20 protein-coding genes are annotated in these 19,075 nt (G+C 60.7%); 10 read left to right on the top strand and 10 right to left on the bottom strand.

The annotated features are described in order from the left end of the window. Complete coding sequence (locus ACNA1V_RS01400; RefSeq protein ID WP_415831793.1) at window positions 1-855, bottom strand: ABC transporter ATP-binding protein; 855 nt, start codon at window positions 853-855, stop codon at window positions 1-3. Beyond that, window positions 849-1,970, bottom strand: a complete 1,122-nt coding sequence (locus ACNA1V_RS01395) for an ABC transporter permease (protein WP_415831792.1) — start codon at window positions 1,968-1,970, stop codon at window positions 849-851. Before ACNA1V_RS01395 ends, ACNA1V_RS01400 begins: the two co-directional genes overlap by 7 nt. Window positions 1,971-2,264: 294 nt before the next feature. Between ACNA1V_RS01395 and ACNA1V_RS01390 the strand changes: the two genes are divergently transcribed. The 5 genes from ACNA1V_RS01390 (at window position 2,265) to ACNA1V_RS01370 (ending at window position 6,416) form a co-directional block, all read left to right on the top strand. Next, window positions 2,265-2,882: a DUF2946 family protein gene (locus ACNA1V_RS01390; RefSeq protein WP_415831791.1), complete on the top strand. Its 618-nt coding sequence runs from the start codon at window positions 2,265-2,267 to the stop codon at window positions 2,880-2,882. A 150-nt stretch (window positions 2,883-3,032) separates the two neighbouring features. Continuing rightward, window positions 3,033-3,611, top strand: a complete 579-nt coding sequence (locus tag ACNA1V_RS01385; RefSeq protein WP_415831790.1) for an NUDIX hydrolase — start codon at window positions 3,033-3,035, stop codon at window positions 3,609-3,611. Between the two features lie 5 nt (window positions 3,612-3,616). Then, window positions 3,617-4,453 carry a leucyl/phenylalanyl-tRNA--protein transferase gene (gene aat, locus ACNA1V_RS01380; RefSeq protein ID WP_415831789.1) on the top strand — a complete coding sequence of 279 codons (837 nt, stop codon included), beginning with the start codon at window positions 3,617-3,619 and terminating at the stop codon, window positions 4,451-4,453. After that, a complete protein-coding gene (locus ACNA1V_RS01375; RefSeq protein WP_415831788.1) occupies window positions 4,453-5,238 on the top strand; it encodes an arginyltransferase in 786 nt (261 codons plus the stop codon). The genes aat and ACNA1V_RS01375 overlap by 1 nt, the downstream gene beginning before the upstream one ends. Window positions 5,239-5,369: 131 nt before the next feature. After that, window positions 5,370-6,416 carry a quinone-dependent dihydroorotate dehydrogenase gene (locus tag ACNA1V_RS01370; protein ID WP_415831787.1) on the top strand — a complete coding sequence of 349 codons (1,047 nt, stop codon included), beginning with the start codon at window positions 5,370-5,372 and terminating at the stop codon, window positions 6,414-6,416. A gap of 21 nt (window positions 6,417-6,437) precedes the next feature. On the opposite strand, the gene ACNA1V_RS01365 is transcribed toward ACNA1V_RS01370, so the two are convergent. Continuing rightward, window positions 6,438-7,367, bottom strand: coding sequence for a LysR family transcriptional regulator (locus tag ACNA1V_RS01365; RefSeq protein WP_415831786.1), 930 nt, complete (start codon window positions 7,365-7,367; stop codon window positions 6,438-6,440). Between the two features lie 103 nt (window positions 7,368-7,470). On the opposite strand from ACNA1V_RS01365, the gene ACNA1V_RS01360 reads away from it, so the two are divergent. The 3 genes from ACNA1V_RS01360 to ACNA1V_RS01350 are packed head-to-tail and all read left to right on the top strand — an operon-like array spanning window position 7,471 to window position 8,631. Next, window positions 7,471-8,031: a flavodoxin family protein gene (locus ACNA1V_RS01360; RefSeq protein ID WP_415831785.1), complete on the top strand. Its 561-nt coding sequence runs from the start codon at window positions 7,471-7,473 to the stop codon at window positions 8,029-8,031. A gap of 10 nt (window positions 8,032-8,041) precedes the next feature. Beyond that, a complete protein-coding gene (locus tag ACNA1V_RS01355; RefSeq protein WP_415831784.1) occupies window positions 8,042-8,245 on the top strand; it encodes a tautomerase family protein in 204 nt (67 codons plus the stop codon). Next, window positions 8,242-8,631, top strand: coding sequence for a nuclear transport factor 2 family protein (locus tag ACNA1V_RS01350; RefSeq protein ID WP_415831783.1), 390 nt, complete (start codon window positions 8,242-8,244; stop codon window positions 8,629-8,631). The genes ACNA1V_RS01355 and ACNA1V_RS01350 overlap by 4 nt, the downstream gene beginning before the upstream one ends. Before the next feature lie 188 nt (window positions 8,632-8,819). Here the strand turns inward: ACNA1V_RS01350 and ACNA1V_RS01345 are convergent, their stop codons facing one another. Next, complete coding sequence (locus tag ACNA1V_RS01345) at window positions 8,820-10,337, bottom strand: acetyl-CoA hydrolase/transferase family protein (protein ID WP_415831782.1); 1,518 nt, start codon at window positions 10,335-10,337, stop codon at window positions 8,820-8,822. 267 nt (window positions 10,338-10,604) lie between these two features. On the opposite strand from ACNA1V_RS01345, the gene ACNA1V_RS01340 reads away from it, so the two are divergent. Beyond that, window positions 10,605-11,519, top strand: a complete 915-nt coding sequence (locus ACNA1V_RS01340) for a LysR family transcriptional regulator (protein WP_415831781.1) — start codon at window positions 10,605-10,607, stop codon at window positions 11,517-11,519. A 189-nt stretch (window positions 11,520-11,708) separates the two neighbouring features. On the opposite strand, the gene phaP is transcribed toward ACNA1V_RS01340, so the two are convergent. The 6 genes from phaP to ACNA1V_RS01310 all read right to left on the bottom strand — a co-directional run bounded on the left by phaP (window position 11,709) and on the right by ACNA1V_RS01310 (window position 17,336). Then, the gene (gene phaP / locus ACNA1V_RS01335; RefSeq protein ID WP_415831780.1) at window positions 11,709-12,275 is read right to left on the bottom strand and encodes a TIGR01841 family phasin; all 567 of its coding nucleotides are present in this window, start codon (window positions 12,273-12,275) and stop codon (window positions 11,709-11,711) included. Window positions 12,276-12,637: 362 nt separating this feature from the next. Then, entirely contained in the window at window positions 12,638-13,453 is an 816-nt protein-coding gene (locus tag ACNA1V_RS01330) for an IclR family transcriptional regulator (RefSeq protein WP_415831779.1), read from the bottom strand. Window positions 13,454-13,704: 251 nt separating this feature from the next. Further along, a complete protein-coding gene (locus ACNA1V_RS01325) occupies window positions 13,705-14,529 on the bottom strand; it encodes a competence/damage-inducible protein A (protein ID WP_415831778.1) in 825 nt (274 codons plus the stop codon). 220 nt (window positions 14,530-14,749) lie between these two features. Beyond that, on the bottom strand, window positions 14,750-15,565 hold the full coding sequence (locus ACNA1V_RS01320; RefSeq protein WP_415832018.1) for an EI24 domain-containing protein: 816 nt from the start codon (window positions 15,563-15,565) through the stop codon (window positions 14,750-14,752). Between the two features lie 135 nt (window positions 15,566-15,700). After that, window positions 15,701-16,450, bottom strand: coding sequence for an ABC transporter substrate-binding protein (locus ACNA1V_RS01315; RefSeq protein WP_415831777.1), 750 nt, complete (start codon window positions 16,448-16,450; stop codon window positions 15,701-15,703). A 268-nt stretch (window positions 16,451-16,718) separates the two neighbouring features. Next, complete coding sequence (locus tag ACNA1V_RS01310; protein ID WP_415831776.1) at window positions 16,719-17,336, bottom strand: flavin reductase family protein; 618 nt, start codon at window positions 17,334-17,336, stop codon at window positions 16,719-16,721. A gap of 174 nt (window positions 17,337-17,510) precedes the next feature. Between ACNA1V_RS01310 and ACNA1V_RS01305 the strand changes: the two genes are divergently transcribed. Next, window positions 17,511-18,482 (top strand): AraC family transcriptional regulator, encoded by a 972-nt coding sequence (locus ACNA1V_RS01305; RefSeq protein ID WP_415831775.1) that lies wholly within the window; start codon window positions 17,511-17,513, stop codon window positions 18,480-18,482. Window positions 18,483-19,075: the final 593 nt, after the last annotated feature.

Here is a 19,075-nt window from a genome sequence, read left to right as displayed (position 1 = left end):
TCAGTTGCTCTCCTTCACTTGCCGTGCCGCACGCTCGGCTGAGCGCCCACGCGGGCCGTGGAAATAGGCGCGAATCCAGTCATTATCAACCTCCTCCACGACATCCAGGCTGTCAGCGACCAGTACGCGCTTATCGGACAGCACGGCGACGCGGTCGCAAATCGTATAGAGCGTGTCCAGGTCGTGAGTCACGAGAAACACGGTAAAACCCAACGCACCGCGCAGGGTCAGAATCAATTGGTCGAATGCCGCCGCGCCGATGGGGTCCAGGCCTGCCGTGGGTTCATCCAGGAACAGGATGTCGGGATCCAGCGCCAACGCACGTGCCAGCGCAGCGCGCTTGACCATGCCACCGGATAGCGAAGACGGCGATTTCGGCCCAGCATCCGGGGGCAAACCGGCAAGCGCCAGCTTCAAGCCCGCCAGACGCTCGGCTTCAGGGCGCGACAGCCCTGCATGTTCAATCAGCGGCAATGCAACGTTTTCCGTCACCGTCAGCGAGGAAAACAAGGCGCCGCTTTGAAACAGCACACCGAAGCGGCGCTCCAGTTTGGAACGCTGTGCTTCAGGCAATGCCAGCAAGTTCTGGCCAAACACCTTGACCTCGCCAGCCGCAGGCCGTTGCAAACCGACTATCGTGCGCAGCAGCACCGACTTCCCGGTGCCCGACCCGCCAACGACGCCCAGAATCTCGCCCCGGCGCACATCCAGATCCAGCTTGTCATGCACGACTTGCTTGCCGAACTGATTGCGCACGCCGCGCACTTGGATAATGGGTTCGGCATCAGCAGTGCCCGCTGCATGCTGCGCAGCTGCCGCAGCGCTGGCGGCAGCAACATCCTGTTCCGTCACCATCCCATCTCCATGTAGAACAATGCAGCCACAGCGTCCAGCAGGATGACAAGGAAGATCGACTGCACCACGCTTGATGTCGTGTGTTCGCCCACCGACTGCGCGCTGCCACGCACGCAGAAACCTTCACGGCACCCGATGGCTGCAATCATGAACGCGAATATCGGTGCCTTGACCATGCCCAGCACGAAATGCCGCACCGGAATATTTTCCTGCATGATGGCCAGGAACATGGTCGGGGAAATATCCAGGCTGAACGCGCAGACCAGCATGCCACCCAGGATACCGGACATCATGGCAATGAAAGTCAGTATGGGCAGTGCAATCAACATTGCCAGCACCCGAGGCACGACCAGCATCTCCATGGGGTCCAGCCCCTGAGCGCGTATTGCGTCGATTTCCTCGTTGGATTTCATTGCGCCTATCTGCGCAGTGAAAGAACTGGCCGTGCGGCCTGCCATCAGGATGGCCGTCAGCAAGACACCGAATTCGCGCAGGAACGAAAAGCCCACCAGGCTGACGGTATAGATGGAAGCGCCAAAATCCGCGAGGATGGTTGACCCCAGGAATGCCACCACCGCACCGACCATGAATGACAACATGATCACGATGGGAATGGCATTGAAGCCAGCCTGTTCGATCTGTGCCACCATGGCAGTCACCCGCCAGCGCCGCGGCCGAATGATGACGCCCACCGTGCATTGGATGATGAGGCCGATGAAACCCATCAAGCCAACCAGATTGCGCCAGATGTTTTCCGTGGCTGTGCCGACATTTTCCAGAAACTGGCTGAACGCGTTGCCTTTCTTGTCGCTCACCACCTGCAAGGGCGGGTCGGCCTGAATGACGGCCTGCAACAAGGCCAGGCGCGCGGGCTCCAGCCCATCCCCCTGCCCCAGCAAACGTTCCAGGGTGTCCTTGCCCAGCCATTCCAGCAACATGGCCGCACCAGCGGTATCCAGGGATTGGATGGCACCGAGTTCCAGCGCTTTGACTTTGGCTGCCTGATAGTTCCCTGTGGCAGCCTGCAACTGCGAATAATGGGCGAGCGTCCACTCACCGCTCAAACGCGCCGTGCTGTTCGCTTCATCCCAAGAAAGAAAGGCAGATTCCACCACCGTCAGTTTCCGTCTGTATCCTAAGTAACAGCCCCCAGGCCACCATGTTGCATGCCTTGCAGGTATGCAATCACAAGCAGCGTGGCATGAATCCTTGCCGTTATTCAAGAGACGCCTGGCGCTACACCCGGACAATCCCTGACAACTGGCCTATATGCTAACTTGCCGTACAGATTTTGTCGCACATCAGTGACTATATTTATACCTCCAATCTTTTCATTATGCTTCTAAAGAATCATCTTTATCATGATTGTGTGCACATATTGCACAAGCTCCCGCTGAGGCTCACCGACCATGGATAAGCAAGTCCTTCAGGCCATGCAACGCTGGCCGGATGTGCCGGCCGCGTACGGCTGGCTTTCGCTGGATGCACGCGGTGCCTGGCGCCTGCATGAACATGGCGATGCCAACCAGAATAGCCAGGGCGAACGCATTGCTCATGATGGCCTGCTGGCGTTCATCAACCGCAATTACGGTCATGACGCTCAAGGCCGCTGGTTCTTTCAGAACGGCCCGCAACGTGTCTTCGTCACCTTGCAGACAGCGCCTTACATCCTGCGCTGGAATGCCACCCAGACCCGGCTGGAAACGCATTTGGGCCAAGCAGCCGGCGCGATTGCCTGCTGGTGGCTGAGCAGCGACGGACGGCTGTACGCGCAAACCGCCATCGGCCCGGCAGCACTGGACGACCGCGAACTGGAAACCACTGCCAGCCGCCTTAGCCTGCCTGATGGCAGCTCGTTGCTCGATCACTGGCAAACGCACTACCCGCCCCTGGCGCCGGACGCCCCGGCCCGGCATTTGCTGCCGGCACTCCGGCTGGATCAACACGCCCCCGGCGCGCCCCTGATGGGAATAGGGGCAACCTTGCTGCCCGCTGCACTGGGGTTTCAGCGTTTTCCGTCCGAGTAGCAACCACATACCTGTCAACGGCCCCAGCCAGCCGCGTCCGGCAGCGTTTCCAGTTCATCGACGGCATCCTGGCCCCGCCCTCAGCGCTGGATGAAGCCTTCTGGCACGCCAGACTCCCCCGGCAGCGGCGTCTATCGCTAAAATGCCTGCATGAGCGACCTCCCTGCTGATTTCTATTTTCCGGCACCACGCCAGCAACGCTATTGCAGCCAATGCGGAAACCTGCTGACGCGGGCGACGCCGCCTGGCGACAATCGTGTGCGCGATCTATGCCGGCATTGTGGCGCGGTGCATTATCAAAATCCGCGCATGGTCGTGGGTTGCGTGCCCGTCTGGCGCGGCAAAGTGCTGCTTTGCCGCCGCGCGATTGAACCGCGCTATGGCGCGTGGACCTTGCCGGCCGGCTTCATGGAACTGGAAGAAACCACAGAACAGGGAGCATTGCGCGAAACCCTGGAAGAAGCTGGCGCCCAGGTGGAAGCCGGCCCGTTATTTACCGTCATAGATGTGCCCGGCGTGAACCAGGTGCACTTCTATTATCTGGCCAATGTCCTGAGCGAAACCTTGGATCCCGGCCCGGAAAGCCTGGAAGCCGCCTTTTTTGACGAGGCGGATATCCCATGGGATCAGCTATCTTTTCTCAGTGTGTCCTCCACCTTGCGGCACTTTTTTGAAGACCGCAAGCAACCAGAATTTGGGGTGCACCGCTATACCTTGCCTGTGCATTGACCGATATGCGCATTCCCTGGCTGGAAGCCGATACCCCCTTCCCTCCCGCCAGCCAGGCACTCACCGTGCCGGATGGCCTGTTGGCCGCGGGTGGCGATCTGTCTGTTGCTCGCTTGCAGCAAGCCTACAGCCTGGGCATTTTCCCCTGGTTTTCTGCCGGTGACCCGGTGCTCTGGTGGAGCCCCGACCCACGGATGGTGCTTGCCTGTGCCGAGTTTGCGCCTCCCCATGCCTTGCGCAAGCAGTTGCGCCAGCTAGCCCGCCATGAAGCAGCAGGCGCAACGAATATACGCGTACAGGTGGATACGGCGTTTTCCCATGTTCTCGCTGCCTGCGCGGCCCCCAGGTCTGCCGACGGCGGCACCTGGATTGTGCCTGCCATGCGCCAGGCCTATGAAGCCTGGCATCGGGCGGGCACCGTTCACAGCGTCGAAACATGGATAGACGGGCAGCTGGCAGGCGGCCTGTACGGCGTCAGCCTGGGTGGCATGTTTTTCGGTGAATCCATGTTCACCCGGCGCAGCAATGCCTCGAAAATCGCCCTGGCCTATCTGGTTCGTTTCCTGATGCGGCACGGCGTCAGCTGGATCGACTGCCAGCAACAAACCTCTCACCTGGCCAGCCTGGGCGCCCGGCCGCGCAGCCGCGAGGACTTCCTGGCACATGTTGCGTCCGCCATCGGTCAAGCCACGCCGCCCTGGCAAACCGGCTGGCTAGACAGTTACGGACACATCCGGCCGCTGCCGGATGCCACCAGCGCCACGCTGGAGCCAGGTTCAATCGGTAAGGCCCCGCCCACTGGCCCCACCCGCCCGGATAGCTCCGCACAAGGAGCACGGTGATGCATGCGCCTGAGACTGCCTCAGCCTCCAACACCTGGCTACGTTGCTACGGCACGGAAAGCTATGAGTGCAGCTACTGGCCCGAACGCCAGGCCCGCTCGCAAGTGGTGCAATCCGGCCAGGAACTGCTGGGAAACGCCTATAGCCAGCTCATTCGGCTGGGTTTCCGGCGTAGCGGCCTGCATATTTATCGTCCGCACTGCGATCATTGCCAGGCCTGTACGCCGCTGCGGGTTGATGCGCTGCATTTCCAGCCCAGCCGCAGCCAGAAGCGCGCCTGGAAACGCCATGCCCATTTGCGTGCCCGTGTCCTGACGCCCACCTGGTCCGAGGAAAGCTATGCGTTGTACCAGCGCTATCAAGCCTCGCGCCATCCTGGCGGCGGCATGGATGACGGCGATCAGGAACAATATGCGCAGTTCCTGTTGGCGTCCCGGGTCGAAACCCGCCTGGTCGAGTTTCGCGACCCGGCGGACGATCGCCTGGTCATGGTGTCTGTCATCGACTTGCTCGATGACGGGCTATCGGCGGTTTACACTTACTACGACCCTGACACGCCCGGCAGCCTGGGTGCCTACAGCATTCTGTGGCAGATCGCCCAATGCCAGGAAAATCGCCGCCCCTGGCTGTACCTGGGGTATTGGATCCCTGGCCATGGGAAAATGCACTACAAGGCCAGCTACACGCCGGCACAGATTTTGTTCGAGGGGCATTGGCTCCCCTTTGATGAACTGCCCCCACAGCACTGGCCCGGCCTGCTAGCCACCCCACGCCAAAAGCCATGAATACCCGATTTCCCCGGAAGGCCGGCAGCCGGCTGCTCTCTTGCTGCCCATACGCCAGTACTTCTTTGCCCGGCGTATGCTGCCGCCTCTCCGGCCCCTCCCTTTCCCGCTTGACCTCCTGACCGCCAGCCATGTCCTTGCTATCCTCTCTTTACCCTTTGACGCGCCGCGCCCTTTTTGCCATGGATGCGGAAACCGCGCACGAAATGACGCTGCGCAATCTGGCTCGCCTGCAACGCTGCCAGTTGACCCGTCCGCTGCTGGAACAACGCTGTGCCGGCAAACCCGTAGAAATCATGGGCTTGTCTTTGCGCAATGGCGTGGGCCTGGCTGCCGGCCTGGATAAAAATGGCGCTTGCATCGACGCGCTGGGCGCCCTGGGATTCGGGTTCGTGGAAGTCGGCACCGTCACGCCACGCCCGCAACCCGGCAACCCGAAGCCGCGCATGTTCCGGCTGCCCCAGGGCCAGGCGCTGATCAACCGCATGGGTTTCAACAATGAGGGCCTGGAAGTTTTTCTGCAAAACGTGCAAAACAGCCAGTGGCGTCAACATGGCGGCATCCTGGGACTGAATATCGGCAAGAATGCCGATACGCCGGTAGAACGGGCCGTGGATGACTATCTGCTGGGCCTGGAGGGCGTCTATCCTCATGCCGACTACGTTACCGTCAATATTTCCTCGCCCAATACCAAGAACCTGCGCAGCCTGCAAAGCGGCGATGCGCTCGATGCCCTGCTGGGCGCCCTGCAGGAAAAGCGCCAGGCCCTCGCAGACCATCACGGACGCAATGTGCCCTTGGCGGTAAAGATTGCACCCGACCTCAGCACCGAAGAAGTCGATGCCATTGCGGACACCCTGCTGCGTCACCGCATCGACGGTGTGATCGCAACCAACACGACGCTCTCGCGCACGGCTGTCGCCGGCCAGGCGCATGCGGAAGAAGCAGGCGGGCTCTCTGGCCCCCCTGTCCATGAACTGTCGCTGGAAGTCATTCGGCGTCTGCACGCCCGCCTGGCTGGCGGCTGCGCCATCATCGGCGTTGGCGGCATAGACTCCGGCAAACGCGCCCAGGAAAAGCTGGCTGCCGGTGCGCAAGCGGTACAGATTTATACCGGCATGATCTATCGCGGCCCAGGGCTGGTGCAGGAGTGCGTCCAGGCCTTGCGGCAACTCTGATCCGATATGTTTGACAGGCCCTTAGCGGCCCCGCAAGGGCCTGTCTCCCAAGCACGCCAGGATATAGTCGATGAAAACCCGGACTCTCAAAGGCATGTGCCGGTTGCCGGGATAGATCAATGAAAAAGGCCGCGAACGCCCGGCAAATGGCTGCAACAACTCCACCAGCCGGCCGCATTGGATGTCTTCATCCACGATGAAGCGATAGGTTTGCAGTAGCCCCGCTCCCGCCCTGGCCAGCGTAACGACACCCAGCAAATCATCGGAACAGGTGTAGCTGCCGTCGGTGACGACATCGAGATCTTCCCCTGCCCGGCAGAATTCCCAGGGAACACGTTGGCCGGTACTGGGCAAGACAAACTGGATGCACTCATGCTGTGTCAGGTCCTCCAGCGTCATGGGTGTCCCAGCCTGCGCCAGATACTCGGGGGTCGCCACCACCACCAGTGCGGCATCCATCAACTTGCGGGCAATCATGCCGGAATCTGGCGGCGTCCGGGCGCGCACAGCGATATCGAAGCCATCCGCAGTGAGATCAATATTGCGATTGCTCAACTGCACTTCGATTTTCACCTGAGGATAGCGCTTGCGAAAACCCGGCAGCAGGCCAAGCAAACCATAATGCCCCAAGGTGGTGGGCACACTGATACGCACAATACCTGCCGGCTCCGTTTGCCGCCCGGTCAGTTCACGCTCGGCTTCAAGCAGTTGATTGAGCACCTGTTTGCAATGCGCAAAGTAGGCGCGCCCCCCGTCTGTCAGACGGATTTTCCGGGTGCTGCGCACGAACAATTTCACCTGCAGCCGATCTTCCAGCCGGCCGATCGCCCGGCTGACTGCCGCGGGCGTAAGACCTGCCTGCGTCGCAGCCAGCGTAAAGCTCTCCAGCTCTGCGGCCAAACAGAAAAGCTCGAGGCTGCCGATCATCACATCGTCAAACTGACGCATCATGAATTACCTGATGTAATTTATAAAATTAAATCTGCTCAGTTTATCAATTCATCCGGGATGAATATTCTTGACTCCTGCAAACACCACACAGGAGCCCCCTCGAATGACAGCCCCACCCTCTATTGCCATCGTGTACCACAGTGGCTATGGCCACACCGCGAAAGTTGCCCAAGCCGTCGCCGCAGGCAGCCAAGCCGTGCTCATTGCCATTGATGAGCACGGCCAACTGCCTGCTGATGGCTGGAACCGCCTGGAAAGTGCTCGCGCCATTGTTTTCGGTTCCCCCACCTATATGGGCAGCGTCAGCTGGCAGTTCAAGCGCTTCATGGATGCCAGCGCTGCAGCCTGGAGCCAGCAAGCCTGGAAGAACAAGCTGGCCGCAGGCTTTACCAATAGTGCTGGCATCAACGGCGACAAACTGGCAACGCTCCATGCCCTCTTTACCCTGTCACAACAGCACGGCATGTTGTGGGTAGGCACCGGCCTGATGCCCAGCAACGTGAAAGCTTCCGCACGCGATGACATCAATTACCTGGCCTCCTTCGCCGGCCTGATGACGGCCACGCCGGCCGATGCCTCTCCTGATGAAATGAGCGCGGGCGACCTGCGCACTGCGACATTGTTTGGCCAACGTATCGCCGACACCGTGCGGCATTTGAACTGAGGAACACACCATGCCCTACGTCAACATCAAGGTCACGCGAGAAGGCGTGACACGCGAACAGAAGTCCGCACTGATAGCCGGTGTCACGGATCTGCTGTTTCAAGTCCTGCAAAAGCCGCCCGCCGTCACACATGTCGTCATTGATGAGGTGGACTTGGACAACTGGGGCCTGGGCGGTGTCTCGGTTCCTGACTTCCGGAAGCAAAACCCATGAGCGCCCAGACCGATTTTGCCGATGTCATTGCCGCGCTGGATGACTACTTTGCCGGCTTGCACCATAGCGACACGGCCCGCCTGAAACGGGTGTTCCACCCGGAAGCGCATTATTTCTGCGCGACCACGGGAACATTGCTGCATTGGGATATGACGCAATATTTCCCTGTCGTGGATCAGCGCCCTTCTCCAGCCAGCCAGGGCTGGCAACCCACGGACCGTATCCTATCCATTGAGTTCGCCGGCCCCGTAACGGCATTCGTCAAGGCGGAATGCTCCATCCCTCCCAAGCACTTCACTGACTTCCTGACCTTGCTCAAGCTGGATGGGCGCTGGCAAATTGTCAGCAAAGTCTTCCACTACGAGATCGCTGAAACGCCCACCTGACCCCACTGCCTGCCTGCATACTTCGTGTGCCTGGGCGCCTGAGGTTCATGAGAAACCTCAGGCGCCAGCCCATGAATGCGCCAGGCCGCACCCACAAATTCGCTGTGCAAAAAAAACGGCCGCCACACCGTGACGGCCGATAAAAGCCCCGGAACATTTCCGGGCGCTAGGCAAATACCGTTGCGGTCTCAAACAACGGCGACTTCATGCTCCTGATTGGCCAGCATGCTGTGCGTTTGCTGGAAACGCGTATGCCAGGCAAACGCTTCTTCCAGCACATGCGGCGTCTGGCCGCCACGCTTGCACGCGGCGCGGAAGTACTCGCGCAGTTCATCGCGATACAAGGGATGCACGCAATTCTCGATAATGGTCGCGGCACGTTCACGCGGCGCCAGACCACGCAGATCCGCCAGCCCGGTTTCCGTCACCAGGATGTCAACGTCGTGGGCTGAGTGATCCACATGCGGCACCATCGGCACCACGCTGGAGATATCGCCACCCTTGGCTATGGACTTGGTCACGAAAATGGACGTATGCGCATTGCGGGCAAAGTCGCCCGAACCGCCAATGCCGTTCATCATGTGCGTACCGCCCACATGGGTGGAGTTCACATTGCCGTAAATATCGAATTCCAGGGCGGTGTTCAGCGTGATCAAGCCGAAACGACGCACCAATTCGGGCAGGTTGCTGATTTCCTGGGGACGCAGCACCAGGCGCGAACGGTACTTTTCAACGTTCTGGATCAGCTGTTCATAGACCGGCTTGGAGACGGTGATGGAGGAAGCCGAGGCAAACGTCATCTGGCCCGAATCCAGCAGCGCGAAGGTGCTGTCCTGCAGCACTTCGGAGTACATCGTCAGGTCGTGGAAAGGCGAATCCACCAGACCATGCAGCACGGCGTTGGCAATGGTACCGATACCCGCCTGCAGTGGCACCAGGGAATGCGTCAGGCGGCCCTGGCGCACTTCGTTGAGCAGATAGTCATTGATGTGCCCGGCGATGGCGGCCGTCTCATCGTCCGGCGGCAGCACGTTGGAAGGGCTGTCCGGCTGATCGGTAATGACAATGGCGGCAATACGCGCAGGATCCACCTTGATGCTGGTGCTGCCTATGCGCTGACCGATATCGGTCAGCGGCACCGGCTGGCGATGCGGGCGGTTTTCCGGCAGATAGATGTCGTGGAAACCTTCCAGCGCCGCTGGCACCTGGGTGTTGAGCTCGATGATGATGCGCTCGGCCATGGTCGCGAATGTCGCGGAATTACCGACCGACATGGTGGGCACAATACCGCCATCTTCGGTAATGGCACAGGCTTCGATGACGGCTACGTCCAGCTTGCCCAGGAAACCGGCGCGCAATTGCTCTACCGTTTCCGACAAATGCTGGTCAATGAATTTCACTTCGCCGGCGTTGATCTTGCGCCGCAGGGTGGTGTCCACCTGGAACGGCAAGCGGCGGCCCAGAACTCCCGCCTCGGCCAGCAGTTTGTCGGTGTCATGACCCAGCGAAGCGCCAGTAATGAGCGTGATGCTCAAGGGGTCGCGGGCAGCGCGGCGTGCCAGCGCATGCGGAACGGCTTTGCAATCGCCGGCGCGGGTAAAACCGCTCATGCCGACGACCATGCCGTCACGGAAGATTTCTGCTGCCGCTTCGGCAGATACGATCTTGTCCTTCAGGGAAGCAAGGCGGATACGATCGCTGTGCATAGTGTGTTGTCTCCTGATCCGATATCGCTATTGGCCGGGATTGCCCAACCTTGGCCTTCTTGAGAAGGTCTCCCGGCGACATTCTTCCGTTGCCCAGGCCGCAGCTGACTGCGGATGCAACGCCCTTTTTGCGGGTATGCGCAATGCCGTTCTTTCCAGGAAACAAGCATTGAACAGTGCCGATGAGCCGAGTATAGGCACTGGTGATCAGTCAGTTTATGACTTAAACTCATTCCAGACATTCGCTTTTTTCATGGAAAACCAGGCATGGATATCCGGGCTTTGCGCTATTTCATCGAAACGGTGAAGCGCGCCAGTTTCACCCAGGCAGCAGAAGCGCTTTACGTCACGCAATCCACCATCAGCAAGATGGTCCGGCAACTGGAAGAGGAAATCGGCGCCCCGTTGTTGATACGCGAGGCCCGCGGCGTGCATACGACCGATGTGGGGCAGATCGTCTATGAACGGGGCCAGGAAATCCTTGCCGGCATGCGGCGCATCACCCTGGAAGTCCAGGAAACCACGGGTCTCACCCGGGGCGCGCTGACTGTCGGCATCCCGCCTATGGTCAACCTGTTGTTCACGCCGGTGGTACAGCGCTTCAGGGAACGCTATCCAGCCATCGAGCTGCAACTACGGGAGGCCACCGGCCAGGGGGTCGAGCGGCTCGTCGCATCGGGCGAGCTTGAGGTGGGTGCGACGATTCTGCCTGCCGATCATCCGGAATTGATTTCCCAGGCCTTTGGCGATTATCCATTGTGGGTGGTCGGGCCGGCACGTTCACCCTTGCGTGGCCGCAAGACGCTGGCCTTCGAGCAACTGGCTGAACTCCCCCTCTTGATGCTGGACGAGGATTTCGCCCTGACCCGACGTTTGCGCCAGGCCTTTCGCAGCGCCGGCTTCACGCCCAAGGTGGCCACGCACAGCGCGCACTGGGATTTTCTGGTGTCCATGGCCTCTGCTGGACTGGGGTATGCGGTGCTGCCCGACCCGCTGATCCGCCGCCTGAAAACGACGGATATGTGCTTGATGCGTCTGGTCAAGCCGGATCTGAAATGGCAGGTTGGCCATATCTGGCCACGCGAACGCTATATTTCCCACGCTGCGCGCGCCTGGCTGGAGGTGTGCGCCGAAGTGATGCAGGACCGCCCTGGCCCGGCTCCGGAAACCGAGCCCATCTAGGCGGGGCCAGCCTTCCGCCACAGTAAGATGGGCCGGCACACCCGCAAGACCCCGCACGGATTGATGCCCGGCTCTTTGAGTGCGCGGTATTGACGCCAACAGGCAGCAGGGCCAAACCATACGACCCATAAACGAAAACCGCCGCCCCGTTGCCAGGGCGGCGGCTCTTACCTGCTGAACCGGGCGAAATCAGCCGACCTTGGCAGCCTTGGCAGCAGCGCCGGCAGCTTCGGAAGCAGCCTGGAACGAAGCGTTGGCAGCGGCATGCACATTCTTTTCAGCGACGTCAGCCGCTTGCTTGGCAGCCTTCGAGAAGGTGTCGTAAGCGCCATTCACCGAAGCCAGGGCCGACTTCAGCAGGGCTTGGGCGTGCTCGGAACCAGCGGGGGAGTTCTTGCCCACTTGCTCGACGAGCTCGGACACGAAACGCTGCTGTTCGGCCACGCGGGCTTCCGCCTGGCGGGTCAGTTCGCCTTGCACGGCGGCGATGATGTCATAGACCTGGCGGCTGTAAGCCAGCGCCTTGTCAGCGGAAGGTTGTGCCAGACCCGACACCAGGCCGGCGGCCTGCTGGGGATCCTTCACTTCCAGGGCGCGTTGCGCCAGTTGTGCGGCTTCGTCCAGCGAGGCGCGCACGGTCTTCAGGTTCAGTTCAACCAGCTTCTCGAAGCCGCCGAACAGGGATTGTTGGAAATTGACAATGCTTTCAACGGCAGATTTCTGACCGGCGGCGAATTGTTGCGGAATGGCGCTCATGCTTATCTCCTGGATACCGTCTCTCCTGGCAGAGACGGAAAAGGTTGACCCTGGAATACGTGAATCTCAGCGAATCGTAGCGATAGGCAGCGCGATCACCACACTTGCCAGCCAAAGAGGCCGGTTGTTGCGCTGCACAAACTGAATTTTATACATTTCTTCATTAATGTCAACGCTACAGCCATGACGGAGTTGTTACAGTCACCTGCCATCACGGCCACCCAGATTTTGCAACGCAAGCATTCACGCCGCTTTTCCGTCGGTGACGGTGATATTTCCCCGCAGCAGAAACATTTCCCTTTTACAAAAAACACTTAGGAAAACGGCTTGCCGCTCCCCTACCGCCCATGGGCCGGGAACACTCAGCCGTGCTCAGGCTCGAAACCCAGCGCTGCGGAAATGCTGTCGGCGGCCTGCACCAGCATATCCACCCATTCATCCTGCATACGGCTGGCAGGCGACGAAATGGACAGACCGGCGACCAGCTTGCCGCTGTCGTCGCGTATTCCTGCCGCAATGCAGCAAACGCCAGGTTCCAACTCTTCGTTGTCACGCGCATACCCCAGCCGCTTGACCTTGGCCAGCTCCTGTTCCAGCGCATCCACGGCCGTGATGCTGTTGCGCGTATTGCCGGCCAGACCGGTACGCATGGCATACGAACGCAGCTGGCGGCTATCCACCGTGGACAGGAACAGCTTGCCCGTCGATGTCAGATGCAAGGGCGCGCGGCCACCGATGGCTCGCACCACCTGCATGCCGGAGCGCTCGCTCCAGGCCCGGTCGATATAGACGATTTCATCGCCTTGCTGCACTGACAGATTGATGGTCTGGCGCGTCAAGCGATGCAGGTTGCGCATGGCAGCAATCGAGGCTTCACGCACGTCCAGGCGCCCTTTCACCAGCGAGCCCAGTTCCAGCAGGCGCATGCCCAGCTGGTACATGCCGCTATCCACACGCTCGACAAACCGGCCCTGCACCAGATCATGCAATATCCGGTGAGCCGTCGAGGGATGCAGGCCGGTGGCTAGCGATAGGTCCTTGAGCGAGATGGGATCGGGCTGCGCGGCCAGCGCATCGAGCAGGCGCATGGCGCGCTCCAGTACCTGTATGGCGATCCCTGACGATTCGGTCTGGGACACCTGATCTCCCGGCGATAGCTTGACTGAGGGTCGAGTCATTTTTCTTATCGGCTATGGCGTCCATGCAGCTGGAATAGCGCATGCGGCGGTGCAGCAATTTTTATTGTAATCCCATATCGTGAAAAAGTGCCATGCAAAATGCAAGGGATTATGCTTAGGCATCCATGAACGCCATTCATGGATGCGATTGCCCTCGGCCAGGTACGCGCCGCCATAGAAAAAGCCGCACCCCTGCCAGCCGCAGCAGCTCGCAGGAATACGGCAAAATGCTTGCCGAAAGCTTCAAGCGCTCAAGCGCGTTGTGAGGCAGGCGCCTGCAACAAGCCGCCCAATCGCACTACCTCATCGCGCAGATAGGCCAATGCTTGCGCGGCAGCCTCGGGCTCCCCTTTCACCCCCAGGTCGATGTGCGGCATGATGTTCTGGCCATCTCCCACCGTGGGCAAGCTGAAAACGCTGACGCCGGGCCAGCGGCGTTCCACTTCCTCCATGGCCGGCGTAATGCGGGATTCCGGCATTTTGAACACCAGGAACGAATATTCAACGCGATTCTGCCTATGCTGCAACTCTGCATAGCGGTAATCCAGCGTCCATTCGATCATGGGCCAGGCCATGACCGGAAAGCCTGGCAGGAAGGTATGGTCATGAATAAAGAATCCGGGTATCCGGTTATACGGGTTGGGCACCACTTCTGCCCCTGCCGGAAACACGCCCATCTGCAGGCGCTGCTGGTTCTCCGGCGTATTCATATCGGCGCTGCCCGAACCTTTTTCCGCCATTTCGGCGCAACGCTCGGTAATCAGGCGCGCCGCTTCCGGGTGCAGCACCAGATCCACATCCAGCGCTCGAGCCACCGCCTGACGCGTCTTATCGTCCGGCGTGGCGCCAATCCCGCCACACGAAAAAACGATATCGCCGCTGGCAAAACTGCGCCGGTAAGCATCCACCAGACTATCGAAGTCGTCCGGCAGGAACTCCGCATGCGACAGGGACAATCCGCGTTCGCCCAGCAAGGCAATGACTTTGCTAAGGTGTTTATCTTCACGCCTGCCTGAAAGGATCTCGTCGCCAACGAGGATCAAGGAAAAGCGTCGTGCCGGGGACTCGTGAGTCATATGTGCATCCATGGATTCAATCATGGACACGGCTTACCGCCGTGCCCGCCGTTGAGTGCATATCATACTGCGCCAGCGGCCTGGACCACGCCCTCGCCCCCCTCGCGCCTATTCCTGATCCGCGCGTCCTGCCTGCCTCATTGCCGGCAGATACCAGGCACATGGCAGATGCAAGGCCTGTGCTTCCCACAAGCGTTCATGCGGCGACGGGCGCCAGCCTTCAGGTCAGCATGTCTGTGGTCCGGCCGGCCTCCTGCGCCCGCAAGCGCGTCAGCCCGTCCAGGCCGTAATGGCCAAACACCAACGCGGAATACACCGGCAATATCAGCCATGCGGGCGGCAGCAGATTAAGCAGCGCGCAGATCAGGCCGGCATACCAGAACCCCTTCCCCTGGCGTTGCAACAACACCTGACGTTCGGCCGTGCTGGCATGCTCCACCAGTACATCCAGACGCATCAGACGGGTAAAGGCGAACGTCCACCAGAAGATCGACAGCACCATGCCCGCGGGCGGCAGCAGCCAGAAAGGCAAAGTGATCAACCAGCCGACGCAGAACACCACGCCCACCCAGCATGCATTCCAGAGGCTGACAGCCCAGCCATGCCTGCCGCGCCGCTGCAAACCAGGATAGCGGGTCTTTTCCAGGTGCGACATGACCATGGGCGTAATGAACACGGCTGCAATCAACAAGCCCAGCAACCCGGCCAGCGGCAACAGCAGCAACGCAGCCAGCAGCGGCGTCAGCCAGACTTTCAGGGAGAAAAGCCCGATGCCTGTCATCCAGGCATCGGCGCTTTCCAGCGGTGACCAGTTGGACTGTTGCTGCAGCAACCATTCACTGACCGGCGTCCAGGCCAGCCAGACCAGCAACACGCCGCCGACCGCCATGATGATGAATGGCAGCAGCAATGCAAGCAGCATGCGCGGATGCCAGAGCGATACCAAGGCACGCTGAAAGGCCTGCGCCAACCGGGCGGCGCCGGCAGCGCCCTGGGTGTCTTCGGCGCTGGCGACGGGCAAGGACGGGGAAATCATGGGCATGGCGACTCCTGCCAGGAAAAACTGATGGCAATTATCCCTGATCCCGACCCGATCGCCGGACGGCAGCCTGAAAATTCCTCCAGATTGCCTACGCGAAGCGTTGCCCGATGTTACGCGGGCCTTTCAGGTTCAGGCTGCCAGCCACTCGCCCAGAGGCGCCACGGAAACGCCTCGCATACCATGGCGATCCAGCGCCTGAGCCACAAAACCGTCGGCCTTGCAAGACTCGATGAACGTCTGCAAATAGGCCAGCGCCTCCTGCCCGCGCGACTGCGGCACGCCCATGGCCTGAGGAATGACCATGAAATGCCCCGGCAGCAGACGCAAGCCCGGCACATGATCGCGGTCTTTCTCCAGTTGCTGACGCACCCCTGCCATCACGGGATAGCCGGCCTCCAGGAAGATATCCAGAACGGCCCTCGGGCTGGGCGCCCGCACCAGGCGCGCATGTTGCAAGGTGCGCGACAAATGCAGGTCATAAGCGCTGCCCTGGCCGACCACGAGATCTATGCCTTCGGCATCGACATCTTCGTTGTCTTGCAAGGGAGAATCGCGGCGCACCGCATAGCAACCTTCGATCAGCACATAGGGATCGGTAAAAGCGATGCCGCTACCGCTACGCTGCGGGTCGATGGCAAAAAAACCGATGTCGGCCTTGCCGCCCGATACCAGCGCCACCGACTCACGTGCAGCCTGGCAGGCGATCAGCTCCAGCGGTACGCCCAGCTCACTGGCCAGACGCCGTGCCAGATCTACCGTCACGCCCTTCAATACCCCTTTATCAGTCACCCCGGCCAGAACGGCATTGCCGAGATTGATGGCGACACGCAGCGAACCGCTGGGCGCCAAGACTGCTGCTTTTTTTTCTTTTTCCTGCACGGTCGTCTCCTTGCCAGCGCATGGACAGGGCTGCTTGCTGCGGCCTGCCTGCCTGTTATCGAAAGCCTATTCCAGGATCGCCGGCAACACACTGTGCAATGCAGCATGAACGACCGGCGATGGGACTATTCTTCCAGATTTTTCCGTATAGGCAAGCATTTTTTGTGCAGCGCCACAAAAGTCACCAAATAGCGACGCACCACCCGGCAGAAACCGCGACCGGCAGGCAGACAGATCGCCTACCGACGCACGGCACGCGCCCCCTGGGTCAGACTGGACGCCGCATGAAAAAGCGGTTCGCCTCCGTCACCTCGAAATAATCCCCAGGGCCGCCGGCGCGCAGGATCGGGCCGGGCAAAGCCGTCTGATACACCCCATCCACCAGGCAATGCCGGGAAATATGTGCTGCCACCACTTCCCCCAGCACCATCCAGGTATCCAACTCCTGACCTGCGGCATTCTGCAACCGGAAATGCTGCGTCAGCCGGCACTCCAGCGACACCGGACTTTCCGCCACACGAGGCGCATCCACCAGGCGCCCGGTCAACGGTGTCAGCCCTGCCAGCTCGAACTCGCGCACATCCCGCTCCACGCTGGTCTCGTTCATCTTCTCGGCCAGCACACGCGTTGCCAGATTCCAGGTGAACACGCCGGTTTCAATGGCATTGCGCACACTGTCCTTGTACCCGACGCTGGAAAAGGCGATGACCGGCGGCCGGTAATTGAACACATTGCAAAAACTATATGGCGCCAAATTCAGCTGCCCCTCGGTAGAACGCGACCCGATCCAGCCGATAACCCTCGGACCGACAATCGCGGCAATCGGGTCATGCTTCAACCCATGGCCCTTGGCGGTTTCGTAAAAGTGGTAATTGCGATCTTCCATTTTCTGCCTGCGTTCCGCTATTGATCTATCCAAAACACCGGGAAACCCCGATGTCAACCCAAATACTTTACAACTAAAATAACGTTTTCACCATGGTCCGGCGGAAGGCCAGGACGCTGCGGCAGCATACATCGCGCAACTTCCGGCACCTGCCGCCTCGACAGGGAATTCACCATGCAGACCATGCTCAGCCATTGGGAAGACCACGCCTACGGTGACCTGGACCAGGCTCAGGCCGCCGTCAGCAATATGCTCAAGCCGCACCGCCTATGCATGCAGCATACCGGGCAGGCGCTGAACACGCGCGTCCGGCACGCCGACTTCGGCCGCATCACGCTCAGCAGGCTCTGCTATGGCGCAGACGTACGCATCCAGCCGGAACATCTGGCCGGCTTCTACCTCGTACAAATCCCGCTCTACGGCTCGGCCAACATCCGCTGCGGTAACGACGAAGTGGACTCCACCGTCAACGCGGCGAGCCTGCTCAACCCCAACGAAGACATAGATATGCGCTGGCGTGGCGACAGCGACCAGGTCATGCTCAAACTGGACCGCAACCTGGTAGAAGGCCTGGCCGCCGCCATGGACGGCGTGGAAACGCCTCGCAGCGTCAGCTTCCCTGTCCGCTTCGAAGCGCATACCAGTGCCCCCTGGAAACGCATGATGCGCTACCTGCTGGACTGCGCCCACACACAAGGGCAAGGCGCGGACTCTCCCCTGCTGCTCACACAAATCGAACAACTTGCGGCCTCCACCCTGCTCAGCCTGCACCCGCACCGCCAACTTGACGACAGCCCTGCACTCACCCAACGCATCCTGCCGCGCCACATCAAACGGGTAGAAGCCTACCTGCAGGAACACGCGCACACAGCGGTACGCGGCGAAGACCTGGCTCACTTTGCCGGCGTCAGCCTACGCAGCCTATATGCAGGCTTCCGTGAATACTGCGGCATCAGCCCCATGCAATACCTGCGCGGCATTCGCCTGGAACGTGCCCGCCGCGACCTGCTGGACGCGCAGCAAGCCGACTCCGTCTCCACCATCGCCCTGCGCTGGGGCTTCTCTCACCTGGGACGCTTCAGCGCCGAATACCGCCAACGCTTCGGCGAAACCCCCAGCGTCACCCTGCAGCGACGAGGCCTCTAAACACTTGGCGACGGGGGTTCTACCCCGGCAAGTCACGAAGCACACAAGCAAGCGGCGACGCGCTGACACACCGAACAAGCGCTACCGCAAACCGTCATCCCGGCAAATACACACCACGAAACGCCGCGATCGCCCACGCACACCGTCCCGATGCATCACCCCAGATAGGTACGCCCCAACACACACACTCCCGCTACACGCGCCCCTGACACGTACAACCCTGATACGTACGCCCCCTCTAACCGTGGCACTTGGCCATGCCAGCGTCGTGGCAGGTCGTCGGGCCTGGGGCAGTGGAGCGTGCCGTGTCGGGTGGTGTCAGCGGGGAAGCAAGGACGCACATGTTTGAGCGAGACGCTTGCGGACAGTCCGGTGGACTGTCCGCCTCGCGAGTTGTGCGTCCGCCCCGCTGGCGCCGCCNGGCACGGGNAGTTCCGGCGCAGCCGGAACCACGCGANCNNCCCCNNGCCCGGCGANCNNCCNCGGCGCGACTTAGCACCACCTCCCGGCACGNGAAGCTCNGGTNTAGCCGGAACCACNCGACCCACCCCAAGCCCGGCGAGCCACCGCGGCGCGACTTAGCACCACCTCCC

It is taken from the genome of Kerstersia similis (assembly GCF_965139615.1).
In the GTDB taxonomy this organism is placed as follows: Bacteria; Pseudomonadota; Gammaproteobacteria; order Burkholderiales; family Burkholderiaceae_B; genus Kerstersia; species Kerstersia similis.
Note: the sequence above shows the minus strand (reverse complement) of the source record. Positions and strands in the feature narration are given on the sequence as shown.

Coding starts and splice junctions, on each gene's coding strand:
- ACNA1V_RS01400 (WP_415831793.1), bottom strand. CDS start 855: ATGGTGACGGAACAGGATGTTGCTGCCGCCAGCGCTGCGGCAGCTGCG.
- ACNA1V_RS01390 (WP_415831791.1), top strand. CDS start 2,265: ATGGATAAGCAAGTCCTTCAGGCCATGCAACGCTGGCCGGATGTGCCG.
- ACNA1V_RS01385 (WP_415831790.1), top strand. CDS start 3,033: ATGAGCGACCTCCCTGCTGATTTCTATTTTCCGGCACCACGCCAGCAA.
- aat (WP_415831789.1), top strand. CDS start 3,617: ATGCGCATTCCCTGGCTGGAAGCCGATACCCCCTTCCCTCCCGCCAGC.
- ACNA1V_RS01375 (WP_415831788.1), top strand. CDS start 4,453: ATGCATGCGCCTGAGACTGCCTCAGCCTCCAACACCTGGCTACGTTGC.
- ACNA1V_RS01370 (WP_415831787.1), top strand. CDS start 5,370: ATGTCCTTGCTATCCTCTCTTTACCCTTTGACGCGCCGCGCCCTTTTT.
- ACNA1V_RS01365 (WP_415831786.1), bottom strand. CDS start 7,367: ATGATGCGTCAGTTTGACGATGTGATGATCGGCAGCCTCGAGCTTTTC.
- ACNA1V_RS01360 (WP_415831785.1), top strand. CDS start 7,471: ATGACAGCCCCACCCTCTATTGCCATCGTGTACCACAGTGGCTATGGC.
- ACNA1V_RS01355 (WP_415831784.1), top strand. CDS start 8,042: ATGCCCTACGTCAACATCAAGGTCACGCGAGAAGGCGTGACACGCGAA.
- ACNA1V_RS01350 (WP_415831783.1), top strand. CDS start 8,242: ATGAGCGCCCAGACCGATTTTGCCGATGTCATTGCCGCGCTGGATGAC.
- ACNA1V_RS01345 (WP_415831782.1), bottom strand. CDS start 10,337: ATGCACAGCGATCGTATCCGCCTTGCTTCCCTGAAGGACAAGATCGTA.
- ACNA1V_RS01340 (WP_415831781.1), top strand. CDS start 10,605: ATGGATATCCGGGCTTTGCGCTATTTCATCGAAACGGTGAAGCGCGCC.
- phaP (WP_415831780.1), bottom strand. CDS start 12,275: ATGAGCGCCATTCCGCAACAATTCGCCGCCGGTCAGAAATCTGCCGTT.
- ACNA1V_RS01330 (WP_415831779.1), bottom strand. CDS start 13,453: ATGACTCGACCCTCAGTCAAGCTATCGCCGGGAGATCAGGTGTCCCAG.
- ACNA1V_RS01325 (WP_415831778.1), bottom strand. CDS start 14,529: ATGACTCACGAGTCCCCGGCACGACGCTTTTCCTTGATCCTCGTTGGC.
- ACNA1V_RS01320 (WP_415832018.1), bottom strand. CDS start 15,565: ATGATTTCCCCGTCCTTGCCCGTCGCCAGCGCCGAAGACACCCAGGGC.
- ACNA1V_RS01310 (WP_415831776.1), bottom strand. CDS start 17,336: ATGGAAGATCGCAATTACCACTTTTACGAAACCGCCAAGGGCCATGGG.
- ACNA1V_RS01305 (WP_415831775.1), top strand. CDS start 17,511: ATGCAGACCATGCTCAGCCATTGGGAAGACCACGCCTACGGTGACCTG.